The 14,260-nt window shown below is 72.6% G+C and carries 13 protein-coding genes; 8 read left to right on the forward strand and 5 right to left on the reverse strand.

Annotation, left to right across the window (positions count from 1 at the left end; genetic code table 11):
- The first annotated feature begins 2 nt into the window (after positions 1 to 2).
- From mftE to mftD, 4 genes are read left to right on the forward strand one after another with little or no spacing between them, the layout of a single operon-like run.
- Complete coding sequence (gene mftE, locus ACZ63J_RS02875; protein ID WP_465404796.1) at positions 3 to 683, forward strand: mycofactocin biosynthesis peptidyl-dipeptidase MftE; 681 nt, start codon at positions 3 to 5, stop codon at positions 681 to 683.
- Positions 680 to 1,459: a mycofactocin-coupled SDR family oxidoreductase gene (locus tag ACZ63J_RS02880; RefSeq protein ID WP_465404798.1), complete on the forward strand. Its 780-nt coding sequence runs from the start codon at positions 680 to 682 to the stop codon at positions 1,457 to 1,459. The genes mftE and ACZ63J_RS02880 overlap by 4 nt, the downstream gene beginning before the upstream one ends.
- Complete coding sequence (mftF, locus tag ACZ63J_RS02885; RefSeq protein WP_465404800.1) at positions 1,456 to 2,865, forward strand: mycofactocin biosynthesis glycosyltransferase MftF; 1,410 nt, start codon at positions 1,456 to 1,458, stop codon at positions 2,863 to 2,865. The genes ACZ63J_RS02880 and mftF overlap by 4 nt, the downstream gene beginning before the upstream one ends.
- Positions 2,862 to 4,055 (forward strand): pre-mycofactocin synthase MftD, encoded by a 1,194-nt coding sequence (gene mftD / locus ACZ63J_RS02890; RefSeq protein WP_465339382.1) that lies wholly within the window; start codon positions 2,862 to 2,864, stop codon positions 4,053 to 4,055. The genes mftF and mftD overlap by 4 nt, the downstream gene beginning before the upstream one ends.
- A 42-nt stretch (positions 4,056 to 4,097) precedes the next feature.
- On the opposite strand, the gene ACZ63J_RS02895 is transcribed toward mftD, so the two are convergent.
- The 4 genes from ACZ63J_RS02895 to ACZ63J_RS02910 form a co-directional block, all read right to left on the reverse strand.
- Positions 4,098 to 4,655, reverse strand: coding sequence for a snapalysin family zinc-dependent metalloprotease (locus ACZ63J_RS02895; RefSeq protein WP_465312233.1), 558 nt, complete (start codon positions 4,653 to 4,655; stop codon positions 4,098 to 4,100).
- Positions 4,656 to 4,814: 159 nt separating this feature from the next.
- Complete coding sequence (locus tag ACZ63J_RS02900; RefSeq protein WP_465404802.1) at positions 4,815 to 5,372, reverse strand: TetR/AcrR family transcriptional regulator; 558 nt, start codon at positions 5,370 to 5,372, stop codon at positions 4,815 to 4,817.
- Between the two features lie 2 nt (positions 5,373 to 5,374).
- Positions 5,375 to 6,856 (reverse strand): MFS transporter, encoded by a 1,482-nt coding sequence (locus tag ACZ63J_RS02905; RefSeq protein ID WP_465404804.1) that lies wholly within the window; start codon positions 6,854 to 6,856, stop codon positions 5,375 to 5,377.
- A 71-nt stretch (positions 6,857 to 6,927) separates the two neighbouring features.
- The gene (locus ACZ63J_RS02910; protein WP_465312230.1) at positions 6,928 to 7,203 is read right to left on the reverse strand and encodes a hypothetical protein; all 276 of its coding nucleotides are present in this window, start codon (positions 7,201 to 7,203) and stop codon (positions 6,928 to 6,930) included.
- Between the two features lie 255 nt (positions 7,204 to 7,458).
- On the opposite strand from ACZ63J_RS02910, the gene ACZ63J_RS02915 reads away from it, so the two are divergent.
- A complete protein-coding gene (locus tag ACZ63J_RS02915; protein WP_465312229.1) occupies positions 7,459 to 7,689 on the forward strand; it encodes a hypothetical protein in 231 nt (76 codons plus the stop codon).
- 22 nt (positions 7,690 to 7,711) lie between these two features.
- On the opposite strand, the gene ACZ63J_RS02920 is transcribed toward ACZ63J_RS02915, so the two are convergent.
- Positions 7,712 to 8,884: an ROK family protein gene (locus ACZ63J_RS02920; protein ID WP_465404818.1), complete on the reverse strand. Its 1,173-nt coding sequence runs from the start codon at positions 8,882 to 8,884 to the stop codon at positions 7,712 to 7,714.
- 137 nt (positions 8,885 to 9,021) lie between these two features.
- On the opposite strand from ACZ63J_RS02920, the gene ACZ63J_RS02925 reads away from it, so the two are divergent.
- The 3 genes from ACZ63J_RS02925 to ACZ63J_RS02935 are packed head-to-tail and all read left to right on the forward strand — an operon-like array spanning position 9,022 to position 14,170.
- Positions 9,022 to 10,461: an APC family permease gene (locus tag ACZ63J_RS02925; protein WP_465404806.1), complete on the forward strand. Its 1,440-nt coding sequence runs from the start codon at positions 9,022 to 9,024 to the stop codon at positions 10,459 to 10,461.
- The gene (locus ACZ63J_RS02930; protein ID WP_465404807.1) at positions 10,458 to 13,283 is read left to right on the forward strand and encodes a glycosyl hydrolase 2 galactose-binding domain-containing protein; all 2,826 of its coding nucleotides are present in this window, start codon (positions 10,458 to 10,460) and stop codon (positions 13,281 to 13,283) included. The genes ACZ63J_RS02925 and ACZ63J_RS02930 overlap by 4 nt, the downstream gene beginning before the upstream one ends.
- Positions 13,280 to 14,170, forward strand: a complete 891-nt coding sequence (locus ACZ63J_RS02935; RefSeq protein ID WP_465404809.1) for an ROK family protein — start codon at positions 13,280 to 13,282, stop codon at positions 14,168 to 14,170. The genes ACZ63J_RS02930 and ACZ63J_RS02935 overlap by 4 nt, the downstream gene beginning before the upstream one ends.
- The last annotated feature ends 90 nt before the right edge of the window (positions 14,171 to 14,260 follow it).

A 14,260-nucleotide genomic window follows, 5' to 3' on the forward strand; every position in this document is an offset into this window, starting at 1 on the left:
CCGTGCGGCTCGCCGAGCTGTCCTCCCCGGACGTCGCGGAGCGCGCGGCGGCCGGGGCGATTCTGGCCGTGCCGGTCGGCGCGACCGAGCAGCACGGCGCGCACCTGCCGCTGACGACCGACACCGACATCGCGCTCGCGCTGTGCGACGGCCTCGCCGCCGCGCGGCCGGACGTGCTGGTGGCGCCGGCCGTGGCGTACGGCTCCAGCGGCGAGCACGCGGGCTTCGCCGGGACGCTGTCGATCGGGCAGGTGGCGACGGAGCTGCTCCTGGTGGAGCTCGGCCGGTCGGCGGCGGAGACGTTCCGGCGGCTGCTGTTCGTCTCCGCCCACGGCGGCAACACCGGCCCGGTCACCCGGGCGGTGGCCCGGCTGCGGGCGGAGTCACGCGACGTCGAGGTGTTCCGGCCCCGGTGGCCGGGCGAGCCGCACGCCGGGCGGCCGGAAACAGCGCTGCAGCTGGTGCTGCGGCCCGGCAGCGTCCGGATGGACCGCGCGGTGGCGGGGGACCGGCGGCCCTTGGGTGAGCTGATGCCGGCGCTGCTCGAGGGCGGCGTGCGAGCGGTGACGGGGACCGGTGTGCTCGGCGACCCGAGGCCGGCGACCACGGCGGAAGGCACGGCCCTGCTGGCTGAGCTGACCACGGCGTTGGTGTCCCATGTGGACGGATGGGGGAAGCGATGACGACGCGGACCGCGCTCGTCACCGGAGCCGCCCGCGGGATCGGCGCCGCGACCGTGCTTCGCCTGGCGCGTCAGGGATATGCCGTGCTCGCGGTGGACCTGGCCGCCGACGATCCCGCGCTGCCGTACCCGATGGGGAGCAAGGCCGAGCTGGAGGCCGTCGCCGCGCAGGCGGGCGCCGAGGTCTTCGTCGCCGACGTGCGGGACTACTCGGCGATGGCCGCCGCGGTCGCCGAGGCGGAAGGGCGCTGGGGCGGGCTCGACGTCGTCGTGGCGGCCGCGGGAGTGATCGCCGGCGGGGCCCCGCTGTGGGAGGTGCCGCCGGAGCGGGAACGCGCGGTGCTGGAGGTCAACTTGAACGGGGTGGTCAACCTGGCCCGCGCCGCCGTGCCCGCGCTGCTGCGGCGCCCGGCGCCGCGGTCGGGCCGGTTCCTGGCGGTCGCGTCGGCCGCGGCCACCCGCGGGCTCCCGATGCTCGCCGCGTACTGCGCGGCCAAGGCCGGGGTCGCCGGGCTGGTCCGCGCGCTGGGCGCCGAGCTGGGGGAGACCGGCGTGACGGCCAACGCCGTGAGCCCGGGGTCGACCGACACCCCGATCCTCGCCGAGAGCGCCCGGCTGTACGACCTGCCCGATGCGGCGGCGTTCGCCGGGCAGCAACCGGTCCACCGGCTGCTCGACCCGGACGAGGTGGCCGCGGTGTTGACGTTCTTGGCAAGCCCCGAGAGCGGCGCGATGACCGGCGCGGTGGTGCCGGTGGACGGAGGTTTGGCCCTGTGACCCCCTTGCCGTCCGGCTTCCGCGTCGTTCTCGACCGCGACACCCGCCGCCTGACCGAGGAACTCGTCTTCGGCGGTTCCCCCGCCCGCGTCGTACGGCTGACCCCGGCCGGGCAGAAGGCGTGGCAAGAGCTCGTCGACGGCCCGATCACGACCACCGCCGCGGGCGTGCTCGCGCGGCGGCTCACCGACGCCGGCCTCGCCCACCCCGTGCCGCCCGAACCGGCCGCGCCGCCGGACGTGACGATCGTCGTGCCGGTCCGCGACCGTGCCGAGCTGCTCGCCCGCTGCCTCGCCGGGCTCGACGGCCGGCACCCCGTCCTCGTGGTCGACGACGGTTCCGAGGACGCCGCCGGCGTGGCGGCCGTCGCCGCCGCGCACGGGGCGAAGCTCGTCCGCCGGGACGTCAACGGCGGTCCCGGCGCCGCCCGCAACACCGCGCTGGACCACGTCTCCACCGAGCTGGTGGCCTTTGTGGACAGTGACTGCGCGCCGGCCGCGGACTGGGCCGACCGGCTCGTCGCGCACTTCGCCGACCCGCTCGTCGCCGCCGTCGCGCCCCGCGTGCGGGCCCTGGCCCCGGACACGGCGGCCGGGCGCTACACGCGGGCCGCGTCCAGCCTCGACCTCGGCGACCGGCCCGCGCGGGTCGCGCCCGGCACCCGGATTTCCTACGTGCCGACCGCCGCGCTGGTGGCCCGGGCGGCCGTGGTCCGCGAGCTCGGCGCGTTCGACCCGGGGCTGCGGTTCGGCGAAGACGTCGACCTCGTCTGGCGGCTGCACGCCGCGGGTTCGCGCGTCCGGTACGCCCCGGACGTCGCCGTCGACCACCACGAACCCGCGACCTGGCCGGAGCTCCTCCGGCGCCGGGCGCGCTACGGCACGTCCGCCGCCCCGCTCGCCCGGCGCCATCCGGGCGCGCTCGCGCCGCTGGCCCTGCACCCGTGGCCCACGCTGACCGTCGCCGCGCTGCTGGCCCGCCGTCCGGCGCTCGCCGCGCTGGCGTTCGGCGGCTCGGTCGGCAGCATGGTCCGGACGCTGCGCGAGCACGACGTCCCCACCGACGGTGTGGTGCGTGCGCTGGCCACCGCCGTCCAGCAGACCTGGCTCGGCTTCGGTCGCTACGGCACGCAGTTCGCGTCGCCGCTGCTCGTGGCCCTGCTCGTCCCGCGCGGGTGGGGCCGCCGCGCCGCCGTCGCGTCGCTGCTGCTCGGCCCGCCGCTGACCGCCTGGGCGCAGCGCCGCCCCGGCCTCGATCCCGTCCGCTACACCGCCGCGGCGATCGCCGACGACGTCGCCTACGGCGTCGGCGTCTGGTCCGGCTGCTTCGAGAACCACACGTTCGAGCCGGTCCGCCCGGCCCTCGCCCGGCGCCTGCTGCGCTTCGACCCGAAGGGAAAACGATGAGCACCTGGTTCGAATCCGTCGCGGAGGCCCAGCGGCGCGCGAAGAAACGGCTTCCCGGGTCGGTCTACTCGGCCCTGATCGCCGGGTCCGAGAAGGGCCTCACCCTGGCCGACAACCTCGGCGCGTTCGACGAGCTCCGGTTCGCCCCGCGCACCGCCGGGCTCTCCGGCGAACGCGAGCTCGGCACGCACGTGCTCGGCCGGGACGTCGCGCTGCCGGTGCTGATCTCGCCGACCGGCGTGCAGGCGGTGCACCCCGACGGCGAGGTCGCGGTGGCCAGGGCCGCCGCCGCGCGCGGGACGTCGGTCGGCCTGAGCTCCTTCGGCAGCAAGCCGATCGAGGAGGTCGTCGCCGCCAACCCGAACACCTACTTCCAGATCTACTGGACCGGCACGCGCGACGACATCCTGCGCCGCCTCGAGCGCGCGCGGGCCGCCGGCGCGGTGGGCATCATCCTCACGCTCGACTGGTCGTTCTCGCACAGCCGCGACTGGGGCAGCCCGCACATCCCCGAACGGCTCACCTTCCGCGAGCTGCTGCGGTTCGCGCCGGAGGGGCTCGCCCGGCCGGGGTGGCTGCTGGACTACGCGAAGACGCGGCGGCTGCCCGACCTGAGCGTGCCGAACATGGTCGCGCCGGGCGAGGAGGCGCCGACGTTCTTCGGCGCGTACGGCCAGTGGATGCAGACGCCGCCGCCGTCGTGGGACGACGTCGCGTGGCTGCGCGCGCAGTGGGACGGCCCGTTCCTGCTCAAGGGCGTGATCCGGGCCGACGAAGCCCGCCGCGCGGTCGACGCGGGGGTCAGCGCGATCTCGGTGTCCAACCACGGCGGCAACAACCTCGACGGCACGCCGGCGACGATCCGCGCGCTGCCGTCGATCGCGGCCGCCGTCGGCGACCAGGTGGAGGTGCTGCTGGACGGCGGCATCCGCCGCGGCAGTGACGTGGTGAAGGCGCTGGCCCTCGGCGCGCGGGCGGTGCTGGTCGGCCGCGCCTACCTGTGGGGCCTGGCGGCCGGCGGGCAGGCGGGCGTGGAGAACGTGCTCGACGTCCTGCGCAACGGGATCGACTCGACGTTGCTCGCGCTGGGCAAGCGCAGTGTCCACGACCTGAGCCGCGACGACGTCGTCGTGCCCGCGGGCTTCGAGGCCGAGCTCGGCGTCTCGGAACCGGCCACGCAGCGCGCATGAGTGTGGCCCGGGCGAACCCGCCCGGGCCACACTCGGCGAAACTCAGAAACCGTAGACGGTCTCGTAGACGCGCTGCTCCGGCGTGTTCGTCGCCGCGAGGCCGTTGGCCCACAGCGAGTTCACCCGGCTGCGCTCCGCCGCGTTGGGGACGGCGTTGGTGCAGGACGGGCCGGGGCCGCCACCGGACATCAGCTCCGAGCACGGGCCCGAGTAGTGGTCGGGCAGGCCGAGGGCGTGCCCGGTCTCGTGCGCCGCGATGCGGGTCGGGTTGTACTGGCGGGCCTGGGTGTAGTCGATGAAGATGGTGCCGCTGCCGTGCCCGTTGGTCGAGGCGTAGGACCCGCGGGGGTCGTTGCCCTCGGTGTAGCGCAGGCTCGCACCCGAGTTGCGCTCGACCAGTCTGACGTTGGTCACACTGTTGTTCCAGTTGGCGGCACCGGCGTTGATCACCGAGCGGAACGACGGCGCGCTGGCCGTGCTGTAGTACACCGTCGTGACGGCGGCTTCCTGCTGGGTGGCGGCGGCAGCGGTGCCCGCGGCGACCGGGGTGACGGCCAGGGCGAGCGCGACAGCGCCGGCCAGGGCGAACTTCCTCGACATCGGAAGACTCCTCGTTGGGGACGGGGATTTGCCGGATTTGCGCGCGCTGTCGAAAAAGTTACTCGCTGCCCGGCCCGGCCGGAGCCGACTTAGGTAGGGCCGTCGAAGTGGTGATTTACCAACACTTTCTCCGGGTTGACAACGGGCCGCCGCCGGGGTTCAGGCGTCCAGGGTCAAGCCGATGAGCTGCTGTTCCAGCTGCCGCGCCGCCGCCACCTCGAGGCCGACGCCCCACAGCGGCGCGGTGCTGGCGCCGTCGGCCGCCGCGACCACCAGCGTCACGACGTGGCCGGGCAGGCCGTCGTCGTGGAGCTCGTGGTCCCAGCGCTCGGCGTCCGCGCGGGCGAGCTCGGCGATCTCCGGGATCGAGATCAGCTGCGCGATCAACGCGATGTTCTCGCGGATCGCGACCTCGTCCTGGGACGTGTCGAGCGACGCCCGGACGTACGCGCGGACCAGCCGGCCCGGGCGTGTGTCGGCCGGGTCCAGGGCCGCGTGCACCTCGGCCCGGTAGACGTCCAGGATGTCCTGGGCGAGCGCGCGGACCAGCGCGTCCTTGGCGGGGAAGTGGTACAGCAGCCCGCCTTTCGACACCCCGGCCGCCTTCGCGATGTCGTCGAGGGACGCGGAGATCCCGCGCGTGCGGATGACGGTCCCGGCCGCGTCGAGCAGCGCCCGGCGCGTTTCCTCCGGGCCGCGCCCGGCTTTGCGAGGCATGCTCAGTCCTTTCCGGACGGAATCGTACGCCAGGCGATCACCGCGGCGACGGCGGTGACGGCCGCCGCCGCGAGCGAGGTCACCTGCATCGCGCCGGTGAACGCTTCCCTTGCCGTGTGGGCGAGTCCGGACGCCGGGTCGAGCACGGTCACCGCCGCGGCGAGGGAGTCGCGCGCCTCGGCGGGGACCCCGTCGGCCGGCAGGAACGCGCGGTAGCCGACCGTCACCAGCGAGCCGAGGATCGCGATGCCCAGCGCCGCACCGAGTTCGTACGCGGTCTCGGAGATCGCCGACGCCGAGCCGGCCTTGTCCCGCGGGACGGCGGACAGCACCGAGTCCACGGTGAGCGTCAGCGCGAGCCCGACCCCGAGGCCGACCGGCACCAGGCTCAGGCCCAGCCACCAGTACTGCGGCGCTCGTTCGGCCACCGCGACCAGCGCGAGCCCGAGCGCGGCGACCGCGAGGGCGGCCGCGACGGCCCGGCCCCGGCCGAGGCGGCCGACGACCACCCCGACGGCGGCCACGACGACGATCGAGGCCAGCGTCGCCGGCATCTCCGCGAACCCGGCCTGCAGCGGCGAGAAGCCGCGCACGAGCTGCAGGTACTGGGAGAAGAAGAACAGCAGGCCCATCAACGCGAACACCGCGATGAAGCTGGCGAGGACGGCGCCGCTGAACGCCCCGTTGCGGAAGAGCGTGACGTCGATCAGCGGGCTCGCCGACCGCCGCTGACGGCGTACGAACAACACACCGGAGACGACGCCGACGGCGGCCGCCACGGCGACCTGCGCGTCGAGGCCCGAGCTGACGGCGTGCTTGACCGCGTAGACCAGCGGGACGATCGCGGCCAGCGAGAGGCCGGCCGAGAGCAGGTCGAAGCGGCCCGGGTCCGGGTCACGCGACTCCGGCAGCAGGACGGCGCCCGCGATCAGGAACACCACGACGATCGGGACGTTGATCAGGAACACCGAGCCCCACCAGTAGTGCTCCAGCAGCAGGCCGCCGACGAGCGGGCCCAGCGCGATGCCACCGCCGGACCCGGCCGACCAGATCGCGATGGCGCGGGTGCGCTCGCGCGGGTCGGTGAAGAGGGTGCGGATGATCGAGAGCGTCGACGGCATGATCGTCGCGCCCGCGACCCCGAGCAGCAGCCGCGCGAGGACGAGCACCCCGGCGGTGGGGGAGAAGGCGGCCAGCGCCGAGGCGACCCCGAAGGCCGCGGTGCCGATGAGCAGCACCCGCTTGCGGCCGAAGCGGTCGGCGAGGTTCCCGGCCGTGACCAGCAGGCCCGCCAGGGCGAGCGAGTAGACGTCGCCGATCCAGAGGATTTCGGTGGCGGTCGGCGCGAGCTCGCGGGTCAGGGACGGCACGGCGAGGTAGAGGACGGTGCCGTCGACGGCGAGCAGCAGCACGGCGCCGACCAGCACGGCGAGCGCGGCCCAGCGGCGGGTCGCGGGCGGGGAGACGGTCAGGCTGGTGGTCATGCGTCTTACTATACCGTCCAGACGGTATAGTAACGCGAGTGGAGCTGGTCACACCGCGGCTTTCGCCGAGGTCAGAGGCTTCGATGGGCTCCCGAGGCCGGGCCCCGGCGGGTCAGCTCTTCGGCCAGGATCAGGCTGACGTGCACGGACGCCTGCCCCAGCGTCCGCCGGGCCACGCCGACCGCAGTGAACAGCACGAGCACGGTCACGCTGAGGAGCAGGCCACCGACGGTGTCGCCGGGGATCACCGCGGCGACCGAAGCGGCCAGCACGACCGGCGGCCACCAGGGCGCGGGCAGCGCGTGCCGCGGCCGCCGGATCCTGGCGTGTGCCCGATGGATGCTCATGGCCGCCTCCGCTCCACTGTGCGCCGGGGTGGCCTTGCATCATGACCGACCGGATCGTCCGGGTGACCGGGTATTCGCGTTACGTACACGATCGCCCGGAATGCGCCGCCGAACGGCCTAACCCACGCCGTGTCCGATGCGCTGTGGGTGGCCTCGTATCACCGCTTCGGGGCATGGTCGTGCGGTGCTGGAGGGTGCTAGCGATCGGTGATCAGAGCCACGCCACCACTGTCTCGGCGCGCCTAGACTGGAGGTATGACGGCGGAAGAGCTGATGATCGAGTTCGCCTTGACGCGCCTCGATCACCCGGACCTCGACCTCGAGGACCTGGCCGCGCTCGTCGTCCGGCGAGGCGGGCCGGAGCGCGAGCTGGAGTTCGCGGCCCGCAACCTGGCCGACCGCGGCGAACTGCGCGGCGCGGCCTTCCCGACGGCCGTCGAGTACGTGCTGCGGGTGGTGCTGACCCTGCGGGGGCCGTCGGACTGACCGGCGCCGCCGAGCGGCACCGCTAGGCCTCGCCGGCCGCCCGGCTCAGCCCCCGCCGGTCGAAGACCAGCTCCCGTGCCGTGCCCAGGGCCGTCGCGATCGCTCCCGCCAGGACGGCGTCCTCGCCCAGCTGGCCGGCCACGATCTCCGGGACCACCGGGATCGTCACGGCCAGGGCGCGCCGCATCGGGTCGGCCAGGAGATCGGCGTTGCCGCCGACGCCGCCGCCCAGCACGATCAGCCGGGGGTCCAGCACCGCCGTCACCGCCGCGACCACGTACGCCAGCTTTTCCGCCTCGTCCTCGACCACGCGCATCGCCCGCTCGTCACCCGCGCGGGCCAGCCGGAAGACGTCCTTCGCCGAACGCGCCTTCGTGAGCCCCAGCTCGTGGGCTGTCTCGACGATCGCCTGGCCCGACGCCGCCGTCTCCACCGGGCCCGGGCGGTGGGTGGTCGCGCTGCCGGCGAGCGGGCCGTAGGGCAGGTCGGCGATCTCGCCCGCCGCGCCGTGCGCGCCGCGGAAGAGCTTGCCGTGCACCAGCAGGCCCATGCCGATGCCGGTGCCGACGGTCAGGCACACCAGCACGTCGACCCCGAGCGCCGCGCCCAGCGCGTGTTCGCCGACCGCGCACAGGTTCGCGTCGTTCTCGACCACGACGTCCGAACCCGCGACGGCCAGCGCCGAGACGAGCTCGTGCAGCAGCCCGCGCCGCTCCCAGCCCGGCAGGTTGGGCGCGCGGTGCACCGTCCCGGTCGCCGGGTCGGGGACCCCGGGGGTGCCGACGACCGTCGCGACGACCTCGTGCGGGCTCAGCCCGGCCGAAGCCACCGCGCGTTCGACGGATTCGCTCACGGTGCGCACCAGCGCGCTCGCGGAACGGCACCGGTTGGGCTCGTCCAGTCGCGTGACGATGCTGCCTTCCAGATCGGCGACGGCGATCCGGATCGCCCGGCGGCCGATGTCGACGCCCACGACGTGCCCCGCGTCCGGCGCCGCCTGGTAGACGACCGCCGCCCGGCCCGGGCCGGACAGGCTGCGCCCGGTGGTTCGGACCAATCCGTGCTGCTCGAGATCGAGGAGCGCCTGTCCCACCGTGGGTTTCGACAACCCCGTGTCGGTCGCGATCTGCGGTCGTGTCGCTTCGCCCTGGGTGCGCAGCCGGTCCAGCACCAGGCGCTGGTTCAGCGCCCGCATGCTCGCCGGGGTTCCCACCTGCGGCCCGTTTTGTCCCACGAATCCTCCTGAGTTGCCGCAAGTTTATCCATGGAACTCTTTCGAGTGCCCTCGTTTTATGTTAAGAAACTTTACTAACTATCGGACGGAGGCACGTCGTGAGTTCACCCACTCGTTCAGGGGAACCCGGGCCCGCGCAGCCCAGCCTTGAACGCAAGATCGGCCCGCTCCAGGCCACCGCGATCAACATGACCCAGATGTGCGGTATCGGCCCGTTCGTCACGATCCCCGCGATGGTCGCCACCATGGGTGGTCCGCAGGCGATGTTCGGCTGGGTCATCGGGGCGATCGTCGCGCTGGCCGACGGGCTCATCTGGGCCGAACTCGGCGCCGCGATGCCGGGCGCCGGCGGCACCTACCTGTACCTGCGCGAGGCGTTCCAGTACCGCACCGGGCGGCTGATGCCGTTCCTGTTCGTCTGGAGCGCGGTGCTGTTCATCCCGCTGATCATGTCGACCGGCATCATCGGCCTCGTCCAGTACCTCGGCTACCTGATCTCCGGCGTCACCGACGACGGCGGGACCACCGCGCTGGGCAAGATCATCGGCGTCGGCGTCACGCTCGTCATCGTCGCCGCGCTGTTCCGCAAGATCGGCCAGATCGGCAAGCTGACGACGGTGCTGTTCGTGGTCATGCTGGTCGCGGTGCTCACCACGGTCGTCGCCGCGTTCACGCACTTCAGCGGCGCGCAGGCGTTCGCCTTCACCCCGGGCGCGTTCAGCTCGGCCGGCGAGGGCACGTTCTGGGGCGGCCTCGGTGCCGGCCTGATCATCGCGATCTACGACTACCTCGGCTACAACACCACCGCCTACCTCGGCGGCGAGGTCCGCTCGCCGGGCCGGACGCTCCCGCGGTCGATCCTCTTCTCGATCGTCGGCATCATGAGCCTCTACTTCCTGCTGCAGGTCGGAGTGCTCGGCTCGATCCCGCTGGACGAGCTGAAGTCCGCCACCTCGGTCGCCTCCAGCGTGCTCGAGCAGGCGTGGGGCACCACGACGGCGAAGATCGTCACCGTCTTCATCGTCGTCGCGGCCATCGGCTCGGTGTTCGCCGGCCTGCTCGGCGGCTCGCGCGTGCCGTTCGAAGCCGCGCGCGACAAGGTGTTCCTGTCGATGTTCGGCAAGCTGCACCCGAAGCTGAACCTGCCGACCGCCGGTGTGCTCACCATGGGCGCCATCACGATCATCGGCTCGCTGTTCACGCTGACCGACGTCATCAACGCGGCCGTCGCCACCCTGGTCATCATCCAGTCGCTGGCCCAGGTCGCGGCGATCGTGACGCTGCGGCGGCGCCAGCCGAACCTCAAGCGGCCGTACCGCCAGTGGCTCTACCCGGTGCCGACGATCGTCGCGCTGGTCGGCTGGGTCTACATCTACGTCTCCGCGACCTGGCTTTCGATCGGGCTGTCGCTGGGCTGGATCGCCGTCGGCGCGATCGCGTACCTGATCTACGCCAGCGCCGAGCACACCTGGCCGTTCGGACCCAAGGAGATCAAGGAGGCCTTCGCCTCCGCCGAGACCGAAGGGGCTCAGGCATGACCAAGAAGCTCGCGGCGATCGCCGCGCTGATCCTGGTGCCGGGGGTGCTGAGCGTGACCGCGCCGGCGTCGGCCCAGGAGCCCGCGCAGCAGGAGATCGCCAAGCCCCACGGCCTCAGCACCATCGGCGCGCAGGGCTGGCAGGTGCTCACCACGGCGAACGTCAAGGACGGCGGGGAGAAGGTCTCCACCCCCGGCTACAGCACCCGCGGCTGGCTGCCGGTGAAGCCGGACGACGCGGGCGCGCCCGGCACCGAGATCAACGCCCTGGTGCAGAACGGCAAGTGCCCCGACGTCTTCGTCTCCGACAACATGCGCAAGTGCTTCGGGTACGTCGACAAGCTCGGCCCCGTCGTCACGAAGCCGTTCTCCGACCCCTGGTGGTACCGCGCCGACTTCACGCCGGACATCCGGGGAGGCCAGAGCGCCAAGCTGACCATCCCGGGCATCGTCGGCGAGGGCGACGTCTGGGTGAACGGCAAGCTCGTCGCGACGAAGGACGTGGTGAGCGGCGCGTTCGCCGGGCACACCTTCGACGTCACGAAGCTGGTGAAGCCGGGCAAGAACACCTTGGCGATCAAGGTCTACCCGAACGACCCGCTGAAGATGTACACCCTCGACCAGGTCGACTGGGGCCAGATCCCGCCGGACAACAACACCGGCATCCAGTTCCCGCCGACCCTGCAGGTGTCCGACGCCCTGACCGGCGACAACGCCCACGTCACGCAGGACAACGCGCCCGACCTGTCCAGCTCCTCGCTGACGGCGAAGGTGGACGTCACCAACAACGCGGCGGCCCCGCAGACCGGTGACGTCGCCGCGACCATCACCCCGCCTTCGGGCGCGGCGATCGTCGTCCACCAGCGCGTGACGATCCCGGCGAACACGAAGAAGACCGTGACGTTCGCGCCGGTCAAGATCAGCAGGCCGAAGGTCTGGTGGCCCTACTCGATGGGTGACCAGCCGCTGTACACGCTGACCACCGCGGTCTCGCAGAACGGCACGTTGTCGACGTCGTCGAAGAGCACCTTCGGCATCCGCACGGTCACCTCGCGCCTGGTCGGCAAGTCCGCGCCGCTGCCCGAGGGCGCGCGGCAGTTCACGATCAACGGCAAGGACTTCGTCTTCCGCGGCGGCGGCTTCGCGCCGGACCTGTTCCTGCGCTACGACAAGGCCGACACCGCGCACCAGATCGCGCTGATCAAGAACATGGGCCTGTCCGGCGTCCGGCTCGAGGGCCACGACATGCCGCAGGACTTCTACGACCAGGCCGACCGCGCCGGGCTGCTCGTGATCGGCGGCTTCCTGTGCTGTGACGCCTGGCAGCCCGAGGACGCCTCGACACTGACCGAGCGCGACTACCGGATCATGCACGACTCGGCGTACACGATCGCGCAGATGGAGCGGAACCACCCGAGCGTCTTCAACTACGGCTGGAGCGACAACGAGCCGGTGCCGCGCCAGGAGTCCGAGACGCTGAAGGCGTTCAAGGAAGCCGACTTCCAGGTGCCGGTGATCGCCTCGGCGGAGTACAAGAGCACGCCGACGCTCGGCCAGTCCGGGGAGAAGGAGGGCCCGTACGACTGGGTCCCGCCGTCCTACTGGTACGACACCTCGCACTTCGACGCCGAGGACTCCTCGCGCACCAACGCGGGCGGCTCGTGGGGCTTCGCGAGCGAGCAGAGCGCCGGGCACACCGTGCCCACGCTCGACTCGATCAAGCGGTTCCTCTCGCCCACCGAGCAGGCGAAGCTGTGGCAGGACCCGGCGTACAACCAGTACCACGCCAACTTCGAGCCCGACCACGGCGGTTACGCGTTCGGCACGCTCTACACGCTGGACCAGTCGATCCAGCAGCGGTACGGGAAGTGGAGCTCGCTGAAGTCCTATGTGGACCTGGCGAACATCGCGAACTACGAGAACACCCGCTCGCAGTTCGAAAGCTTCCTGCACCACTCGACCGACAAGAACAACCCCGCGACGGGCGTCGTCTACTGGCAGCTCAACAAGGGCTGGCCGACGCTGCTGTGGTCGCTCTACAACGACGACGGCGACCAGGCGGGCGCGTTCTTCGGCGCCAAGAAGGCGAACAAGCCGCTGCACGCGATCTACGGCTACGACAACGGTTCCGTGACCCTGGACAACCTCGGCGCGGGCACGCAGAACGGCCTTTCGGTGCAGGCCCGGGTGCTCGACACCGCGGGCAAGGTCCTCGACGACCAGACGGCGTCCGGCCTCTCGCTGGGCTCGCAGGGCGTGAAGACCGGTGTCCTCAAGCCGAAGGTGCCCGCCGAGACGAAGGCGCCGGCGCCCGCGCAGGTCTACTTCGTCGAGCTGCAGGTGAAGCAGGGCGGGAAGGTCGTCGACCGCAACGTCTACTGGCTTTCCACGCAGAAGGACGTCGTCGACTGGGGCAAGACGCTGGGCAACCCGCAGGCGACGCTGTCGCAGTACAGCAACCTGCAGGCCCTGCAGAACCTGCCGAAGTCGCAGGTCAGCGCCGTCGCCTGGACTCGGGCGCACGGCGGTGACCTCGTCACCACGGTGACCGTCACCAACACGTCGAAGACTCCGGGGGCGGCCTTCTTCCTCCGGGCCGACGCTCGTCGGGGCACGCCGGACGGCCGCGAGGCGCCGGGGGACAACCAGCTCGTGAACGCGCTGTGGGACGACAACGACATCACCCTGTGGCCGGGCCAGTCCCAGACGCTGACCGTCACGTACAAGGCGGCCGATCTGCGTGGCGCCGCGCCGGTGATCAGCGTCGACGGAGTGAACACCGGCCGGATCGTGGTCCGGGGGACAGGAGGGGCTGCGGAGTGAGTAGCGAAGTGATTCTCGGGATCGACTTCGGCGGCACGAAGGTGGCGCTGGGGCTCGCCGACCACGACGGGAACCTGCTGGCCACCTGCCGGCTGGACACCGACGCGCAGGCGGGAGCCGAACAGGTGGTCGTGCGGGCGCTCGCCGGGGCCAAGGGGCTCCTGGCCGACGCGGGCGCCGTGCCCACCGCGATCGGCGTCGTCAGCCCGGGGATCGTGCTGCCGGATCGGATCCTGCTCGCGCCGAACGTGCCGGGCTGGGAGCAGCTGCACCTGGCGGAGCTGGTGGCGGCGGAGTTCCGGGCCGTGCCGATCTCGGTCGGGACCGACGCGAAGGCGGCAGCACTCGCGGAATGGCGCTGGGGCGCGCTGACCGGGGCCGACCCGGCGGTGTTCCTCTCGCTGGGCACCGGCATCGCGGCGGCGGTGCTGGTCGGCGGCCGGTTGCTGACCGGCGCCAACGGAGCTGCGGGCGAGATCGGGTACAACCTGCTCTCGCCGCAGGACACCGAGGGCTTCGCAAGCGGAGCGGCGCCGCTTGAGGAAGCCGTCGGTGGGCGTGGGCTGGGCGGCCGGGCGAGCAGTCTGCTCGGCCGCCCGGTCACCGCGGGCGAGCTGTTCGCGCTGGCCAAGGAGAACACCGAGGCCAAGGAACTGGTCACGGCGGCGCTGGACGAGCTGTCGATGCACGTGGCCAACCTGGCGATCGCCCTGGACCCCCAGCGCATCGCGGTCGGCGGCGGGCTGGTCCGCTCGGCGGAGGTCCTCCTGCCGGCGCTGGCGGACCGGCTCGCGCACGCGGTCCCGTTCCCGCCGGAGCTGGTGTCGGCCCGCTTCGACCAGGACGCGGCGCTGCTGGGAGCCGTGGCGCTGGCGTTGGGAGGTTAGACGTCCGGGCGGGGGGGGGGGGGGGGGGGGGGGGGGGGGGAGGGGGGGGGGGTGAGAGAGGGCCCCAGGGGAGAAGGGGGGGCAAAAGTG

This window comes from Amycolatopsis sp. NPDC104863 (genome assembly GCF_055582965.1).

What these genes read in the sequence shown, in the direction of transcription:
- ACZ63J_RS02910 (WP_465312230.1), bottom strand. Translation starts at nt 7,203, where the DNA reads ATGAGCATCCATCGGGCACACGCCAGGATCCGGCGGCCGCGGCACGCG.
- ACZ63J_RS02920 (WP_465404818.1), bottom strand. Translation starts at nt 8,884, where the DNA reads ATGCGGGCGCTGAACCAGCGCCTGGTGCTGGACCGGCTGCGCACCCAG.
- ACZ63J_RS02915 (WP_465312229.1), top strand. Translation starts at nt 7,459, where the DNA reads ATGACGGCGGAAGAGCTGATGATCGAGTTCGCCTTGACGCGCCTCGAT.
- mftD (WP_465339382.1), top strand. Translation starts at nt 2,862, where the DNA reads ATGAGCACCTGGTTCGAATCCGTCGCGGAGGCCCAGCGGCGCGCGAAG.
- ACZ63J_RS02880 (WP_465404798.1), top strand. Translation starts at nt 680, where the DNA reads ATGACGACGCGGACCGCGCTCGTCACCGGAGCCGCCCGCGGGATCGGC.
- ACZ63J_RS02930 (WP_465404807.1), top strand. Translation starts at nt 10,458, where the DNA reads ATGACCAAGAAGCTCGCGGCGATCGCCGCGCTGATCCTGGTGCCGGGG.
- ACZ63J_RS02895 (WP_465312233.1), bottom strand. Translation starts at nt 4,655, where the DNA reads ATGTCGAGGAAGTTCGCCCTGGCCGGCGCTGTCGCGCTCGCCCTGGCC.
- ACZ63J_RS02905 (WP_465404804.1), bottom strand. Translation starts at nt 6,856, where the DNA reads ATGACCACCAGCCTGACCGTCTCCCCGCCCGCGACCCGCCGCTGGGCC.
- ACZ63J_RS02900 (WP_465404802.1), bottom strand. Translation starts at nt 5,372, where the DNA reads ATGCCTCGCAAAGCCGGGCGCGGCCCGGAGGAAACGCGCCGGGCGCTG.